This is a genomic window from Lwoffella lincolnii (assembly GCF_037201985.1).
GTDB lineage: Bacteria > Pseudomonadota > Gammaproteobacteria > Pseudomonadales > Moraxellaceae > Psychrobacter > Psychrobacter lincolnii.
The window spans coordinates 729,636-747,854 of sequence record NZ_CP147511.1 but is presented as its reverse complement, the minus strand read 5'-3'; the positions used below and the strand labels follow the sequence as shown (position 1 = coordinate 747,854).

Here is an 18,219-nt window from a genome sequence, read left to right as displayed (position 1 = left end):
GAGATTATAAAAGCACAAAAGTGTTACACAAAATCCCTAGCCCTATGCTAGGGATTTTCATATCTTTCATATCTACACATCAAGGAGAAACCCATCATGGCAAACATCACATCAGAGCCACATTCACTGACCACACAAGAAAAAGACACCCTTATCGAACGCATGAACAAAGAAGCTCATCACGATGAACTAAGACGCAAAATGCACCAAGACCTTATCGACTCATATGATGAAGAATTAGAAAATGAACTGGATGATTATGTGCAAGATTATCGCTTTGATGGGCGAGAACTGACCGAAAGTGAAAAACTTGACCGCCGTACTTATTTTCAAGAGCTGATACGTCTGCAACGTGAACTCATCAAACTACAAGATTGGGTGGTGGAGACAGGCGAACGCATCGTGGTGTTGTTTGAGGGGCGTGATGCCGCTGGCAAAGGTGGCACAATCAAACGCATTACCCAACGACTAAATCCCCGTGTCTGCCGTGTGGCAGCCCTGCCCGCGCCAACCGAACGTGAACAGAGTCAATGGTACTTTCAACGCTATGTCGCACATCTGCCAGCGGCAGGTGAGATTGTGCTGTTTGACCGCAGTTGGTATAACCGTGCTGGGGTAGAAAGGGTCATGGGATTTTGTAGCGATGAGCAGTATGAGGAGTTTTTTCAATCTGTGCCTGAGTTTGAGCGTATGCTGGTACGTTCAGGCATTCGCTTGATTAAATATTGGTTTTCAATTACCGATGAAGAACAACACTCTCGCTTTATGAGTCGCATTCATGACCCACTAAAACAGTGGAAGCTATCACCCATGGACCTAGAATCTCGCAGGCTTTGGGAAGATTATACCAAGGCCAAAGAAGTGATGTTTGAACGGACACATCTGCCTGAAGCCCCTTGGTGGGTGGTGGAAGGGGACGTAAAAAAACAAGCCAGACTCAACTGCATCTCACATTTGCTTGAGCAAATCCCCTATCATGACATTGAGCGAGAAGAAGTTACCTTACCTGAGCGTAACCGTGATGATGATTACTATCGTGAGCCAATACCCAGCGACATGTATGTGCCAAACCGTTATTAAGTCATGCTCAATCTTTGACACAATTTTGATAAAAAGAACTTTCACAAAGAAAACTTTCACAAAAAAGGACATGCCATGACATGTCTTTTTTTTATTTTTTTATGTTTTATGGTGTTAAATAGGCTCAATAGGCAGATTGACAACATGTTAGGCAAACATGCTATACCTTCTTTACCAACACCGATCCCACTGAATAACCTGCCCCAAACGAACAAATCACCCCAATTTCACCACTATCAAGCTTATGATGACGATGAAACGCAATCATAGGACTGGCAGAGCTGGTATTGGCAAATTCATCTATCACCAATGGGGCAATGTCTTTGTCGGCATCTTTACCCACCACCATGCGTAAAATCAAATCAATCATATTGGCATTGGCTTGATGCAACCACATTCTTTTAACATCTGTCGTGGCAATGCCATTGTCTTGTAACTGTTGACTAATCAGCTTGGCCACCTTAGGACAGACCTCCTTAAATACTTTTCGTCCATTTTGCATAAATAGCTTGTCAGTAACTGGTTCATGAATGTCATGATACAACTCAGTTTGTGCCGCCAAATATTCACTACGGTCTAAAAATCCATATTCATTTTTAATATTGACCGAAAATTCGGTAAATAAATCACTGTCTATAATTTCAAACGCACCATCAGTTGTTGGCGGTGTGTCAAACGCTTCGATGATGGTGGCGGTGGCGACATCACCAAAGATAAAATGACTGTCACGATTACGCCAATTAAGATGAGCAGAAGTAATTTCAATGTTTAAGACAGCAATTTTTTTGCCCAATCCTGCTTTAATTGAGCCAACTGCTTGAGCAATGCCAAAAGTGGCAGCACTGCATGCCACATTCATATCATAAGCAAATCCACCTTGCATGCCAATATAATGCTGAATTTCGATGGCGATGGCAGGATAGACACGCTGAAAGTTTGAACAAGCCACAATGATGCCATCAAGGTTATTGGCTTGTAGCCCCGCTGTTTGTAAAGCCTGATTGAGAGCCGATAGCCCCATTTCTGCCATGAGTGATGGCTCTTCACCTAGGGTACGTTTGGGGATTTTTGGACTCATGACCTTTGGGTCTAAAATGCCTGATTTTTCCATGACATAGCGAGATTTGATGCCAGAGACTTTTTCAATAAATTCTGCTGATGATGGTTGCAACGCTTCACGCTCACCACGAGCGATGGCATCGGCATGGGCATCATTGTAATCACTGGCATATTGGTTATAACTGTCTACCAGCTCTTCATTACTGATGCAGTATGGGGGAGTATACAGTCCTGTGGCGGTGATGTACGGGGTCATGGCAGTTCCTATGATGACAATATACCAAATGGTTATGAATAATGAAAATGAATGGTTATGAATTTTCAGTTTACGATTGTACCATTTTTTAATGTGTCTATTATGCCTTGTTCTCATTTTTTTTGCGAATAATTTGTTACAATCTCATTGCTTTTTTCAAAACCCCACACCAATGGACACAACTTATGCCAAACACCATCTTACCAAACACCAACCTACAGCAAGTCCATGACCCCAATGTCATCAAAGTGGTGGTGATGGGGGTGGAAAGCACAGGCAAAACCACGCTATGTCAAGATTTAGCGACAGCGTATGACACTACATGGGTGGTTGAATACATGCGTCCGTATCTTAAACAAAAATGGCAAACACCTGAAGGTAGACTGGCAGGCATCGGTTATGATGACTTATTGCCCATTGCCAAAGGGCAAATCCATGCAGAAAATCAAGCCACCGCACAACTTGCCAAACAAGCAAGCCACAATAATAAAAACCATGCTGCTAAACTGCCGTTATTTTGCGACACGTGTCTGTTTGAGCTGATGGTATATGCCCATTGGCATCAAGGCAGATGCCCATCAAAACTCAAGCAGGCAGCATTGAGTCATCGCTATGACATGGTGTTGTTGACCAAGTTAGATGTGCCTTGGCAAGCCGATGGAATCAGAGACAGCCCTTATGAACGCAATGCCATTCATGACGTGTTTGTAACAGCACTGAACACATATGGCATTGATTATCGTATGATTGGTGGTGGTCGTGATGAGCGTGTTACTCAAGTAAAAAAATGGCTAAGCCATCAAGCATTGCTGGGAGTGTGCCAATTGTGCCAATAATGTTCCAACACCACTTTGGCAGCCTGATGCCGACTGTCTTGGCGTATTTTATCTGATAAGGCTTGTAGTGCCTTTTGTTGTTGTTGGTTAATGCTTGGGGTCAGTTGCCTATCAACAGCATCAGCGATGGCAGATGGTGTGGCAGCGTTTTGTATCAGCTCAGGTACGATGGGTTGATTTGCCAAAATGTTTGGCAACGCCACATAAGGCACTTTAATCAACCGTTTGGCCACGTGATAAGTTAAGGCATTTAGCTGATACACCACCACCATGGGGCGTTGGAGTAACATGGCTTCAAAAGTGGCTGTGCCTGATGCCAACAGCACCACATCACAAGCCAACATCGCTTGGTGCGATAAATTTGGGTTGTGTGGGTCATGCAACACATGGCATGCTTGTTGCAATGAACCATCAGCCATCTGTTCATTAATCAGCTGATGAATCAGCTTGGCATGATGAGCGTTAATGGTGGGAATCAGCACGGTTAAATTAGGGCGTTGTTGTAACAACTGGCACACCGCTGTGAGCATTTTTGGCAAAATGGCGGTTATCTCCCCCACCCTAGAACCTGGCATCACGCATAAAATCACCGATTGATGAGCGTCTTTGTTTGTCAGTGCCAATGGTCGGTTTAACTGCTTGTGGTTTAACTGCTTATCCAATTTATATAGGCCATCAACTGCATATTCACGGTCAGCATCGGTATGTCTGGGTTTAATGTCATCAAGCAATGGATGCCCAACACACACCGCAGGGTGTTGATGACGCTGATACACGTCCAACTCAAATGGAAACAAGCACAACACCAAATCAGTGGCTTGTTTGATGCCTTTGATGCGACCTTCACGCCATGCCCACACCGATGGGCTGACATATTGCACACAAAATACGCCTTGCCCAGCTTTTATGCCTTTTAGATTTTGCCATTTGGCTTGAGATTTGAAGGGTAATTGAGACTTAAGTGCTTTGCCCAACCGCAAATTAAAATCAGGGGCATCGATGCCAATAAACACATCAATGTTGGCGTTGGCAAAGGCGGACAAAATGGTATTTTTGGCATGGATTAAGCTGGGTAAATGCTTAATGACCTCAACCAAACCCATGACCGATAATTCAGACAAATCAAACAGCGTTGACAGACCTTGAGCCTGCATGTGTTGACCGCCAACACCCACCCATTCAATATTAGGCTGGTAGCTCTGCATTTGTTGCATCAATACTGCCCCAAGCTTATCGCCTGACACTTCCCCTGCGACAATGCCAACAACCAATTTATTTTGCGACAACATGGCACAGTTATCCAAGTGATTAAAGTCATCACAATGATTAAAATCAGTCATACAACTTGATGAATTAATTTGTGGAGAATGAGCTGACATAAGGCAATCATTTATGACAGCAATGACAAATCAGTATAACAAAAATTTGCCCCAACCATGTCTATTATTGCGATAAAAAACAAGGTTATTGCTTGCCATATCTGCAGACAGACTTCATAATAAAACGGATTAATCATAAAAATTAGCATTTGTCTATATATGGAAACCATAGGATATGGCAGCCATAAAAAGGACAGCAAGAACGGACCTCACACTGATGACTGACCAAACTGCCCATTCATATAATGCCCATTTACATAAAGAAATTAATGACGTGAATATCGAAGAATTTATCCCACTAATTACGCCAGCTCAACTAAAAGCTCACATTCCTTTGAGCCAAAAAGCGGCTGCCACGGTGAAAAAAGGTCGTGATACCATTAAGAACATTTTAGATGGCACAGACAAGCGACTGCTTATTGTGGTTGGTCCTTGTTCCATTCATGACATCAAATCCGCTCACGAATACGCTGATAGACTGGCAGAATTTGCCAAAGAAGTGCAAGACTCACTGTTCATTGTGATGCGAGTATATTTTGAAAAACCACGCACCACCACAGGCTGGAAAGGTTTGATTAACGACCCTGATTTAAATGACAGCTTTGACATCGAAAAAGGGCTTAAAATCGCAAGACAGCTGTTATTGGATTTGAACGAAAAAGGCTTACCCTGTGCCACCGAAGCCTTAGACCCCAATACCCCACAATACATACAAGACTTAATCAGTTGGTCTGCGATTGGGGCACGCACCACCGAAAGCCAAACGCACCGTGAGATGAGTTCTGGTCTATCTTGTCCTGTTGGTTTTAAAAATGGCACAGATGGTGGCATGACCGTGGCAGTCAATGCCATGAAAGCGGTACAATTAGGGCATCACTTTTTAGGCTTATCGACAGATGGTCAGGTGTGTATTATCCGCTCCAAAGGCAATCCATACGCCCATGTGGTGCTTAGAGGAGGCGATGGCAAGCCCAACTATGATGAAACAGCAGTCGCACAAGCTGAAAACGAGCTACAAAATAACCAAGTCAATGTCAAAATCATGATTGACGCAAGCCACGCCAACTCTGGCAAAGACCCTTATCTACAACCAATGGTCATTCAAAACATCGCCCAACAAATCCAAAATGGCAATCAGTCCATTATGGGCATGATGATTGAAAGTCATCTAAAAGGTGGACGGCAGAATTTGACCCAAGACTTATCTAAACTTGAGTACGGCAAGTCCATTACCGATGGCTGTCTGGATTGGGACAGCACGGTGGCAGCATTGCGTAATTTGCGTCATGTCATTCAAGATGTGCGTTCAAACTAGATGTGCGTTCAAACTGATTGCTAAGTTAAACTCATGGTTCAACAGCCAAAGGTATCACCATGCCAAAGACCTTAAATGTCTTACACACATCAGATTGGCATTTGGGCAGACGCTTGTATGGTCATGCCCGCTATGATGAGTTCACACAATTTTTGGATTGGTTATATGAATGCTTATGCACGCAAGCCATTGATGTGCTGATAGTTGCTGGCGATATTTTTGACACCATGACTCCCAGCAATAGGGCCCAACAACTGTATTATCAGTTTTTGGCACGCATCGCTCAAGCTCAAGAGTGTCCTTGTCGTCATGTCGTCATTGTGGCAGGCAACCATGACTCACCGTCTTTGATTGATGCGCCAAAACATTTGTTAAAACAGCTTAACGTGCATGTCATCGGGTCAGCAACAGATGACATTGCTGATGAAGTCATCACCCTAACCGATGCCAATGGCAACCCACAAGCCATCATTATGGCAGTGCCTTATTTGCGAGACCGTGATGTGCGTGTCAGCTTTTCTGCCCAAAGTGGTGAAGACAAACACACCCAGCTTATCGCTGGCATTCAAGCCCATTATCAACACGCCCATAACATCGCCAAACAACGACTGGCACAATGCCAACAACCATACCCCAGCGACACACCACCCTTAATTGCCACAGGGCATCTGTACGCCAGTGGGGCAATCACCACCGCTGATGATGGCGTCAGAGAGCTGTACATCGGTACATTGGGTCATATCAACGCTGATATTTTTGATAAAGACATTGATTATGTGGCATTAGGTCATCTGCATGTGCCTCAAAAAGTTGGGGGACATGAACACATTCGTTATAGCGGCTCACCCATTCCCATGGGATTTGGTGAAGCCAAACAGTCTAAACAAGTGCTTAAAGTCAGCTTTACAGGGCAAAACCCTTGCATCACTGCCTTAGTCGTGCCAACTTTCCAACGTTTGACACAAATCAAAGGCAATTTGGCACACATAAAAACCGAACTCAAAAAGCTGGTTAAAGACAATCAGTCCATTTGGGTAGAAGTGGTTTATGATGGCTCAGACTCTGTGATACAGACCAACCTAAATCAACAGCTCAATGAACTGGTCGAAAACAGCAACATACAACTGCTAAAAATTTTCAATCAGCAATCATTTGACAAAATCTTACGTCAACAAGGTAAGCAAGCTGTACATTTGCATGAACTCGATGAAATAGAAGTGTTTGAACGCTGTTTACAAATAAATGCCATCAGCGATGCCGAACGACCTGCATTGATGAATTGTTATCAGCAGATTCTATATGAGATGCGTCATGAAGATGCTCAAGCAGAATAGCTAAATGAGAATGGATAAATGAAAGTGGCTAAATATCAAGCCATGTTTGATTATCCTACTTGGTTTATTGCTTGATTTGTTGCTTGATTTGTTGCTTGGTTTTATCACGCTGACGCCACTGCCAAGGTTCAATCACCTTAGGGTCTGACCATAAACCTTTTTTAGCTTGTCTGGCAAAAAATTCAGCATTGGCATATGACAATTGGTCAGGCTGTGGTTGGCTTTTGATGTATCTTTTATAATGCCACGCCAAACCATCTTCTACTTGCTTTAAGTTACAATCAATATTATTCGCCAAAACTTTACCCAAAATCCTATTATATCTGTCTTTTTCTTGCCACTTTATCATAACATCAACATTACTGACGCATTTTTTAAGATTGTCAGTACTTGCTTTGCCGTTAGGTTGCTTGCTTTCAGGAGCATCAATGCCCAACAGTCTTATTTTCTCACTTTTGCTGTTCTTAAGTAAGATTTCTATCGTATCCCCATCAATGACCTTTACTTTTGTGGCATGTAAGGTATTAAGTAAGATGCCATTTGTGTTGTTTGTGTTGTTTGTGTTGTTTGTGTTGTTTGTGTTGTTTAATGACACAGTAGGGACAAAGTTTGAGTTTGGTGAGTTACCATTATCATTGCCACCACCACATGCCATTAAATGACCACTTAATAGGATTATTGCGAGCTTTTTTATCATCATGGATATTTACCTTAAAACATTTACCTTAAAAACGGTATTTATGTACCTTAAAAACGGTATTTATGAAAAAAACTGCATTCATAAATTCGTGTAAAATATGACTTATCAATGCCGTCTTATATGTTATCAGAACAAGAGCTGTCAGTGGCGAATATTACCCAATACTTTTCTACCATTAATACCGCTTCTTAGAGCAAGACACATCATGCAAATCATCAAACTTACCCTAAAAAATCTAAATTCCTTAGTCGGTACTTGGCAGATTGATTTTACCAATCCTAGTTTTAAAGATGCAGGTATTTTTGCCATCACAGGACAGACAGGAGCAGGTAAAACCACCATTTTAGATGCCATTTGCCTTGCATTATATGGTGAAACGCCCAGAATTAATAACATCAGCAACAACAGTAACGACATCATGAGCAGGCGGACAGCTGATTGCTTAGCAGAAGTGGTCATCGTCATCAATGATGCGTATTACCGCTGTTCGTGGTCGCAAAAACGTGCCTATAATAAGCCAGATGGTAATCTACAAACCGCTCAACACAGCATCAGTTTATTGCCACACGCTCATGCTAAAAAAGGCGATATTCTCGAAGACAGCATTCGCAAGACTAAAGACAAAATCCACCATTTACTTGGTATGGATTTTCGCCAGTTTACTCGTTCAATCATGCTGGCTCAAGGCAGTTTTTCAGCATTTTTGCAAGCAAGCAGTGATGAGAGGGCTAAGATATTAGAGCAAATCACAGGTACAGACATCTATGCTGATATTTCCATGCGTGTGCACAAAAAAAAACAAGAGCACCAACAACAACTGGAAAAATTAAAAGCCACCTTAGGCGGTATCCAATTACTCAGCAATGCACAGTTCACCGAGCTAAACACCATGTTGACTGAGTTACACACCCAACAACACAACACAAAAACACAAGTCAACGTCATCAGTCAACGCCATCAATGGCTAAAAAATAAAGCCAAGTTACACCAGCAACTCACCGAACAACGGCAACAACTGACCGCCAAACAAACACAGCTTAAAGATTTTGCCAAACATGGCAAACGCTTACAACAAGCTCAACGTGCTTTTGCCATAGAAGGGACGTTTTATCATCTGCAACAACTGATTGATGACCATAAAGAACAACAGCACCGACTGACCACGCTGACACATAAGCTACCAGATAAACAGCAGGCGTTAGCTGACATCAAGCAACAGGTGGACACACACAACGAACATCTACAATCGCTTGAAAAGGCATTAACACAACAACAGCCCCTTTTTAAACAAATACGCATGCTTGACCAGCACATCGAACAGTGCCAACAACGACTTGCCGAAGAACATGCCCAATACAAAAAACTGAGCGATGGCATGGCACAAGAACAACAAAACAGCCAACACACCAAGCAAACTTTGGCACAACTGACCATTGACATTGCTCAGTTACAAAATGAGTTGTCTCGGTACAATCACCAAGATTTACACCACGCTCGTCAGCAGTTGCTTGAGCAAGGCCGTGCTTTATCAGACACATTACAACAGCGTCAGAAACTTGCTGAAGAACAACACAACATTTACCAGCAATATCAGCATCTTGGCAAACAAAGCGAATTGCTGGTAAATCAACGCCAACAGCTACAAAACCAACAACAACATGACCAAAAATACCTTGCACAACAACAAAAACAAGCACAACAACTACTGATACAAACCCAAACGATGACAGGCATCACCACATTTGCCCCATCATTAGATGACACCCATGATGCCAATGACGACAACGCTGCCAGTGGCAACACCCCCCCTTTATCCAAAGCGGCCCTAACAACCACGTTAAAACAAATCGTCGATGCCTTAATCCAAGGCGAACAAAGCAACAACCAAAGGCAACAACAACTGACAAAACAACAGCAACTTAGCCAACAGCTACAGACAGATTGGCAACAGCTGACGGATAATCTTGGCACATTACAAACTCAACAACACACCCTAAACCAACAGCATCACCAAGAAGCACAACTGACACAAAAGCTTAACGAGCGTGATGCGGACATTCAAGACCTGCAAGACACCCTTGCCTTATATGACAAAGTCAACCGACTAGAAGAGTACATCATTCATCTATCAGATGATGAACCATGTCCTTTATGTGGCTCAACCGAACATCCTTATCTTACCAACCTTGACCACGGCTCACATCCGCATTATTTACCCAAACAAACTGACGCTCAGCACTTTCATCACACCCAACATCGCACCAAAGACAAGCTTGCTCAACTGCTAAACACACAAAAAAACCAGCAAACCGACTTAACCAATTTACAAAAAAAACTGGCAGTCATGCACCATCAACATGCCGATAAGCGTCAGCAACACTTAAAGCTAATCACACAGACCAAACAACATCTTCAGCAACTGCTGGCCTTGTGTCATCAAGCGAACAACAAAACAAACAACAACGCATTATTGATAACACAAATAACTGACAATCCAGAGCCTTCACTTCATCAGCACATCACACAGTTACAATCACAATTACAAAAACAACATCAAGCCATTCAAATAAATATTGACCAAATCAACATCAGCCAAGCAGACACATCAAGAGATAATCCAATAGATGACCCAGTAGATAACCATGGTGGGTTTGTTTTTAACGATGATGTTTTTAATGATGACATGAATGATGGTGTACAGTGTATTCATAAAATCACCAACAGTTTACAAACGGCAGAACAACATAACCAAACTCAACTGGATAAAATACACACGTTATCAAACGCACAAAGACAGCTGGCAGAAAACATAGAACGTCATTTTGCCAATCAGGTGGCTCATGAGCAACAGCAGCAACAACTAAACCATCATATCCAACATATCCAAACCAAACTTTGCCACCTACAAGACATGGACAAACGTGTCAGACAAGACACCCAAGATTTTATTAAGCAAGCACGAACACAATGCCAACAGCTGATGGCGTTAATTAACTTAATTAACATACCAACACCCACCACGCCCAAACCCACCTCGTCACTTGCGTCTGTGCCAACATCATTGACACAATTGGCGGAGCAACTTGAACAACTTGAGCAAATGGGCATAACAAACAGCGACAATCAGCCCACACAGAACACATGGACACCATTTTGCTCACAACCTTATTGGCAACAGTTACAAAGTGAAGACATATTGCAGCCGTTGCGAGACATCGCCATTCAATGGAAACAGCTTATCGAAACACATGCCAAAAAAATCCAACAACTGCATGAACATAGCAACCAACAGCACAGCCTAACCGCCACCCTGACAGCACAACAAACTCGACAGCAAGCATATCAACAAGAACAACAAACACTTAGCCAAACCATATCAACACAACATGCGCAGCTACAACTAAAACAGCAAGAGCGACATGACAAATTTGCCCATCGCAACCCTGATGAGACAGAAGCACAACTACAAGCTGACATCACTGCCCAACGCCAAAAACTAGAAGCCAGCAAACATCAGCAACAACAACAGCAATTGGCAATACAAAACCTACAAAGTCAGCTGGCTGAGCTGAACCAAAGTATGGATAAAAAAAGTCAGCAAATCGACGCACGACAACAAGACTTTATCAAACAGCTTAAAAAACAAGGGTTTATTGATATGAATGACTTTGTTCAAGCACGCCTGCCCACTGATGAGCGAGAACAACTGCAAGCACAACAAAACAGATTAGACACCAGCATCACCCATCTACAAAACAACCTTGATGACTTACACAGTCAGCTTGATGACCTAAAAAAGCAAGTAGAACAACAAGATAAACACAACATTAAGACATTAGAAATGACATTGGAGATGAATACAATAGATGACAGCGATGCTTTTTTAAAAACGTATCAGCAATTAACAGGCACAGCACTGACAAATGCCATTGATGCCATGAATCACAAGAAAAATCATCTAAAACAACAACTTGAAGAACAACAGCGACAGCTTGGTGGCATCGAACAACAAATCAAAACACATCATGATAATCTGTCAAAAACCCAAGCACAACACGCCCTAATCAGTCAGCAACAACAAGAAAACCAACTTTGGGACAAGCTACACGCCCTTATTGGACAAGCAGATGGCAAGAAATATCGCAACTTTGTGCAGGGGCTAACCTTTGACATCATGATTTATGAAGCCAATCATCAGCTCAAAAAAATGAACGACCGTTATCTGCTTTATCGTGATGACAACATCAGCAACAGCCTTGAGTTAAGCGTGATTGACTTATATCAAGGTGCAGAAGTACGCACCAGTAAGAATTTATCTGGTGGTGAAAGCTTCATCATCTCACTGGCGTTGGCATTGGGGTTATCGGCAATGGCAAGCCACAACATGCCCATGAACTCGCTGTTTTTAGATGAAGGGTTTGGTACGTTGGACGAAGACTCACTGGAGATTGCCCTAGACACACTGACCCATTTGCATCAAGAAGGCAAGCTGATTGGGGTTATCTCGCACATTCAAAGTCTAAAAGACCGCATCTTAACGCAGATACAAGTCAGCAAGTTAAGTGGTGGGGTAAGCAAGCTGTCTGGTGCTGGTGTCCAAAGACTGGGCTAATTTTGCAATGTCCGCCCGCTCAAGCATTAAAGACATGCCTTAGTTTGGCTTTGCTAGGTTTGCTAGGCGTTTTTGCTGTTCATCGTATGCTTGTTTTTGCATGCGATAAATGGCATAAACGCACAATTCACCACACTCACTATGACAGCATTCCCAATCTTCTGGTGGGATAGGCTCTTCGATGAGTGTTTCATTGTTGGGTAATGTTTGAGTCATGGTTATGTCAAATAATCAATCGTGGGTAGTTAGGATTTGTTGTTGAATACCTTGGGGCAGTTGGTTTAGCTCAATTATCATGGTTTTTTCCTTTTGCTTTTGTTTAAGCTGTTGAATTTTTTTGATTAATTTTTACTCAACCAACTTTGCTTTTGAAAAATCAAAATTGACATCATCTTTTTGTAATAGACTTCCTGCAAAACTGATGAGCAGCTATTGGATTATTCTTATTGTATAAGGCTTTTGTAAAAAATCTGAACCTAATCAAATTGGGATTTTGCAGGAAGTTTATTTAAGTATCATTGGTTATTATCAATTTTTCAAGCAATCCTTTGACCACTTTAATGCGACCTTCAGGGGTAGCAAGGGCTTTATCATCAGTCATTTTGATGCCTGTTGCCCCATTCATTCTAAATTTGTCTGGCTCTGATTGTATCAGGTTGATGATGCTGATGGCTTGCACAGGGGTGTTGGGTAAAAATTCCATCAACACCGAACGATGGTTAGCATCAATCTTACTCACCTGCAATGGTTCTGCCAATAATCTGAGTTGATGCACTGCAAACAGCTGTTTGGTCTGAATGGGCAATGCCCCAAATCGGTCTATCATCTCCGTACGGATATCGGTTAGGGCATCTTTGTCATTGGCGTTACTGATGCGTTTATAAAACAGCAATCGCTGATGCACATCAGCCAAATATGCTTCTGGTATTAAAGCGCTAAAGTGCAGGTTAATATCACTGGTCAAAGACAGTGGTGTGTTTAGGTCAGGCTCTTTACCAGCCTTGATGGCCTTAGTGGCTCGCTCTAGCATGTCCATGTATAAGCTAAAACCGATGGCTTGCATGTTGCCAGATTGTTGTTTACCAAGCAATTCACCTGCCCCACGGATTTGCAAATCTTCGCTGGCAAGCATGAATCCTGCCCCCAAGGTATTGGCTCGCTCAACGGCATTTAGGCGTTTTTTGGCATCACCTTTGAGTCCTTTGATAGAAGGTACAAGCAAATAACAATAGGCTTGATGGTGGCTTCGCCCCACTCGCCCACGCAACTGATGCAGTTGTGCCAGTCCAAACTTATCAGCTCGCTCAATGATGATGGTATTGGCATTTGGCACATCAATGCCTGTCTCAATGATGGTGGTGCAGACCAATACATTATGTTTTTTATGATAAAACTGGCTCATGACTTGCTCAAGCTGGCGTTCATTCATCTGTCCGTGAGCGACCGCCACACGGGATTCTGGCACCAGCTCACGGACAGTCTGTGCCATGCGTTCAATGCTTGCAACGTCATTGTGCAACAGATAAACCTGCCCACCACGAAGCAGTTCACGCAAGATGGCTTCTTTTATCAAGGCATCATTTTTTTGCATGACAAAGGTCTTAATCGCCAAACGGCGAGCAGGTGGTGTGGCAATGATGGACATGTCTCTCATGCCAGACAGTGCCATATTTAGCGTCCGTGGAATGGGTGTGGCAGTCATTGACAGACAGTCCACATCAGCTTGCATGGCTTTGATGCGTTCTTTATGCCTGACACCAAAACGATGCTCTTCATCGATAATCATCAAGCCTAGGTTGTGAAATCTGACATCTTCTTGTAGCAACTTATGCGTGCCAATCACAATATCCACCGTACCATTTGCTAAACCTTCTAAGGTGGCATCTTGCTGTTTTTTACCACCAAATCGAGACAGTGATTCAATGCAGATGGGCCAATCAGCAAATCGGTCAAGAAAATTATCTGTGTGTTGCCCTGCCAGCAAGGTGGTAGGCACTAAAACCGCCACTTGATAGCCAGCATTGACCGCAATGAACGCCGCTCGCATGGCCACTTCAGTTTTGCCAAATCCCACATCACCACAAATCAGCCTATCCATGGGTTTGTTTTGCTTCATGTCGTGCATCACAGCAGCAATGGCATTGCTCTGGTCAAGCGTTTCTTCAAAGGCAAACTGACTGGCAAACAAATCATAAGCTGGCATGTCAACGGTAAAATGAATGCCCACTTTGGCATCTCGGCGAGCTTGGATATTTAACAGCTCAGCCGCCACATCGTGGATTTGTTCTAGGGCTTTTTGTTTGGCTTTGTCCCATTTGCCACTGCCAATCTTATGTAGTGGTGCTAGGGTTGGGTCGCCGCCACTGTAACGACTGATGAGATGTAAGTTGGTAACAGGCACATAGATGCTGGCATCTTCAGCGTATTTTAAGTGGATAAATTCCTGCTCATCTTCCCCATCATCTAAGCCACCCAACGCCAACGTGGTCAAACCCTGATAGCGTCCAATACCATGCTCAATATGCACCACAGGGCTGCCAATGCTCATCTCAGTAACCGACTTGATTAAAAACTCTTCAGACACATCAGACTGACGACGCCGACGAGTTTGCAACACCTGCCTGCCAAATAACTGTGTCTCACTGATGATGGCAAGACGGTTAGGCACATACACACCACGCTCAAGCGGAGCAACCGTCATACCAACCAAATCAGACTGACCAGCACCCATTTGCAAAAAATCAGCGAAGTGAGCAAACTGCTTAATATTCAGCTTATCTTTTAACAAATCTAACAATATCTCTCGCCGTCCTGCGGTCTCTGCCACCAACAAAATTGGTATCGGATTATCATTAACAAATCTAAGCAACTCTTCCAACGGCTCAGGCTTATGGTGATTAACAGGCAAGCTTGGCGGTTTGGCAACTTGCTCAAACACCACCTGCCCATGACCAGATTCAAGTTGCTGTCGCTCTTCACACAACAGCACTCTGGCAAAGGATTTTAGCTTACCATTGAGTTCATCAATTGGCAGATACAACTGCCGGGGAGCAACGATGGGCTTATCAATGTCATGGCGACGCTCTTCATAACGACCACTGATTTGTGCAAAAAATTGTTCAGCCCGTATTTGTGCTTGTTCATCAAGAATAAACAGGGCATCACTGGGCAAATAAGCAAATAGATTGCCTTCATCATGCCAATTGTCTGAGTCAAAAAATAACGGCTGATAATACTCCACACCAGCAGGGGCTAAGCCTTGCATCACATCATGAAACAGCTCAAACTTACGACTGCTGGTATTTGGGAACATGGCAGCAAAGTTGTTGCGAAACGTCTCCTTACCATCTTCTAACGGAAACTCCTTGGCAGGCAAAATCTGAAAACTGCTCAATGGCTTAGACAAATCAGGTAATTTATGCAATGGCGACAGATTATTCTCTTTGTCTGCCCATTCACCTTTGCCTGACATCATGTCGGTTAAATCCTGTTGGCTTAAAGTGCGTTGAGTTTGTGGATTAAAAAATCGCATGGTATCCACTTCATCATCAAACAAATCCAATCTCAGCGGAAACGGTTGTCCCATGGCAAAAATATCAATGACACTGCCACGAATGGCAAACTCCCCTGGTTCAAACACATTATCCACCGCCCGATAACCTGCTTTGGCAAGCATCTGCCGTTGACTCTCAATGTCAAATATTTGCCCCACTTGCAAATCAAAATGCTGTCCAATTAGCCAACTGGGCGGTGCAACCCGTTGCATTAAAGTCTGCACACTCACCAATAAAATGCCATCAGTGGGCATGTCGGTTAATAGGTTGATGCGTTCACTGACAATATCTTGATGTGGTGATAGCTCATCATAACTTAAGGTTTCCCAATCGGGGAATACATGGGCATCGATACCACAGAACCGTAATTCTGTCTCAATCTGGCTCAGCTGATTTTGGTCCCGTGTTACCACCACTTTTAGGCGATTTGCCACGTCATTGGTGCTAAGTTTGGTCAAACTTGCCAACCATAGACTGCCAATCGCACCATCAGTTGGAGACAGCCAGCGCCTTTCATTGTGATGAATGGGAAATATCTGTTCGTTGATATGGGCAAAGACGTCAGTGAAAGCATGGGTCAAGATAGAAGTGGACATAAGGTGGCTATTTTTCGTGTTTTCTTGGGGTTCTGGTAGCGTGGTTTTGATAAAAACATACAACGGACATGCACAATAGACCTGTACAACATGGCACATTATACTCATAATCTCATCAGATAACCAATCTAGCCAGTTGACCAAAAAAACCAGCCATCACCAATCGCCAATCACACACATCAATGTGAAAGCGTTAATATGGCGGCGTTTTATCTTGAGTAATGGATAAGATTTGCTAAAATAAACCGTTTTGTTATTGTATCCACTGAGATTTTGCCATGAACGCACCTGACCGCCACCCAAGCGTCAATCAACCAAGCATCAATAACCCAGGCGTCAATTTAAGCGTCAATGATTATGATTATGAGTTGTCTGATGAACTGATTGCTCGCTATCCATTGGCTCAGCGGTCAGCTTCTCGGCTGTTATATTTGCCTGCCAATCAACAGCCCCAAGACAAACAATTTGCTGACTTACCCAGTTTATTAAATCAAGGTGATTTGGTGGTGTTTAACGACACCAAGGTCATGAAAGCTCGTCTGTTTGGGCAAAAGGACACAGGTGGTCAAATAGAAGTATTGGTAGAACGCATTGACCCCATTTTAAACCCTGCTTTTAACAACTCTGCTTTTGACAAAAATAAAAATACAGTTGATGCAACCTGCCTACAGACCTGCCCACAAAATAAAGAACATCATAAAACCTACCCATACCTTGCCTTATGCCACATCAAAGCCAGCAAAGCACCCAAATTAGAACAACACATCATACTAGCGAACGGACACATGCAAGGCAAAGTATTGGCACGACAAAACAATCTGTTTGTGGTGGGATTTACCAAACCAGTTTTGCCAGATTTAGAGCAGCATGGTGAATTACCCATTCCTCCTTATTTTGACAGACGTGCAGATGATGGTGATGACCAACGGTATCAAACGGTATTTTTTGACCCCACAAAAATGGCAAGTGTTGCCGCCCCAACTGCCAGTCTACATTTTGACGATAACATTCTCAATCAATTAAACATAAAAGGGGTGAATACGGCTTTTGTTACGCTCCACGTTGGTGCTGGTACATTCGCCCCTGTCAAAACCAATCATATTTTAAGTCATAAAATGCACAGTGAATATGCCGAATTACCCCAAATGACGGCTGATTTGATTAACCAAGTCAAGTCCAATGGTGGTCAAGTAGTGGCGGTTGGCACAACCGTGACTCGAGTGTTAGAAACGGCTTTTCAAAAAACTGCCAGTTTTGATAAACCAACGTTATCAGCATGGGCAGGTGATACGGATATTTTTATTTATCTAAGCTTTAAGTTTGGAGTTGTTGACAGACTATTAACCAATTTTCATTTACCAAAATCCACGTTATTGATGTTGGTCTCAGCGTTTGCTGGCAAAACACAAATTGAACACGCCTATCAACACGCCATTCAGCAGAAATATCGATTTTTTAGTTATGGCGATGCGATGCTGTTGGATAAACTAACGTAAAT

At 43.0% G+C, this 18,219-nt stretch carries 11 protein-coding genes; 6 read left to right on the top strand and 5 right to left on the bottom strand.

From position 1 onward, the window contains the following. Nucleotides 1-96: 96 nt before the first annotated feature. Complete coding sequence (gene ppk2, locus WDM69_RS03410) at nt 97-1,080, top strand: polyphosphate kinase 2 (protein WP_338755681.1); 984 nt, start codon at nt 97-99, stop codon at nt 1,078-1,080. A 160-nt stretch (nt 1,081-1,240) separates the two neighbouring features. Here ppk2 and WDM69_RS03405 read toward each other — a convergent pair whose 3' ends face one another. Continuing rightward, complete coding sequence (locus tag WDM69_RS03405) at nt 1,241-2,395, bottom strand: beta-ketoacyl-ACP synthase III (RefSeq protein WP_338755680.1); 1,155 nt, start codon at nt 2,393-2,395, stop codon at nt 1,241-1,243. 185 nt (nt 2,396-2,580) lie between these two features. On the opposite strand from WDM69_RS03405, the gene WDM69_RS03400 reads away from it, so the two are divergent. Continuing rightward, nucleotides 2,581-3,231: an ATP-binding protein gene (locus WDM69_RS03400; RefSeq protein WP_338755679.1), complete on the top strand. Its 651-nt coding sequence runs from the start codon at nt 2,581-2,583 to the stop codon at nt 3,229-3,231. Here the strand turns inward: WDM69_RS03400 and lpxB are convergent. Further along, nucleotides 3,195-4,610 carry a lipid-A-disaccharide synthase gene (lpxB, locus tag WDM69_RS03395; RefSeq protein WP_338755678.1) on the bottom strand — a complete coding sequence of 472 codons (1,416 nt, stop codon included), beginning with the start codon at nt 4,608-4,610 and terminating at the stop codon, nt 3,195-3,197. The genes WDM69_RS03400 and lpxB overlap by 37 nt on opposite strands. Before the next feature lie 217 nt (nt 4,611-4,827). Between lpxB and WDM69_RS03390 the strand changes: the two genes are divergently transcribed. Next, on the top strand, nt 4,828-5,925 hold the full coding sequence (locus WDM69_RS03390; protein ID WP_338755677.1) for a 3-deoxy-7-phosphoheptulonate synthase: 1,098 nt from the start codon (nt 4,828-4,830) through the stop codon (nt 5,923-5,925). Nucleotides 5,926-5,984: 59 nt separating this feature from the next. Beyond that, complete coding sequence (locus WDM69_RS03385; protein ID WP_338755676.1) at nt 5,985-7,259, top strand: exonuclease SbcCD subunit D C-terminal domain-containing protein; 1,275 nt, start codon at nt 5,985-5,987, stop codon at nt 7,257-7,259. Between the two features lie 64 nt (nt 7,260-7,323). Here WDM69_RS03385 and WDM69_RS03380 read toward each other — a convergent pair whose 3' ends face one another. Beyond that, entirely contained in the window at nt 7,324-7,959 is a 636-nt protein-coding gene (locus tag WDM69_RS03380; protein ID WP_338755675.1) for a thermonuclease family protein, read from the bottom strand. A 205-nt stretch (nt 7,960-8,164) separates the two neighbouring features. Here WDM69_RS03380 and WDM69_RS03375 point away from each other — a divergent pair, with 205 nt between their 5' ends. Beyond that, the gene (locus WDM69_RS03375) at nt 8,165-12,571 is read left to right on the top strand and encodes an AAA family ATPase (protein ID WP_338755674.1); all 4,407 of its coding nucleotides are present in this window, start codon (nt 8,165-8,167) and stop codon (nt 12,569-12,571) included. Between the two features lie 39 nt (nt 12,572-12,610). On the opposite strand, the gene WDM69_RS03370 is transcribed toward WDM69_RS03375, so the two are convergent. Continuing rightward, nucleotides 12,611-12,787 (bottom strand): oxidoreductase-like domain-containing protein, encoded by a 177-nt coding sequence (locus WDM69_RS03370; RefSeq protein WP_078306222.1) that lies wholly within the window; start codon nt 12,785-12,787, stop codon nt 12,611-12,613. 292 nt (nt 12,788-13,079) lie between these two features. Continuing rightward, complete coding sequence (gene mfd / locus WDM69_RS03365; RefSeq protein WP_338755673.1) at nt 13,080-16,721, bottom strand: transcription-repair coupling factor; 3,642 nt, start codon at nt 16,719-16,721, stop codon at nt 13,080-13,082. Between the two features lie 278 nt (nt 16,722-16,999). On the opposite strand from mfd, the gene queA reads away from it, so the two are divergent. After that, a complete protein-coding gene (queA, locus tag WDM69_RS03360) occupies nt 17,000-18,217 on the top strand; it encodes a tRNA preQ1(34) S-adenosylmethionine ribosyltransferase-isomerase QueA (RefSeq protein ID WP_338755672.1) in 1,218 nt (405 codons plus the stop codon). Nucleotides 18,218-18,219: the final 2 nt, after the last annotated feature.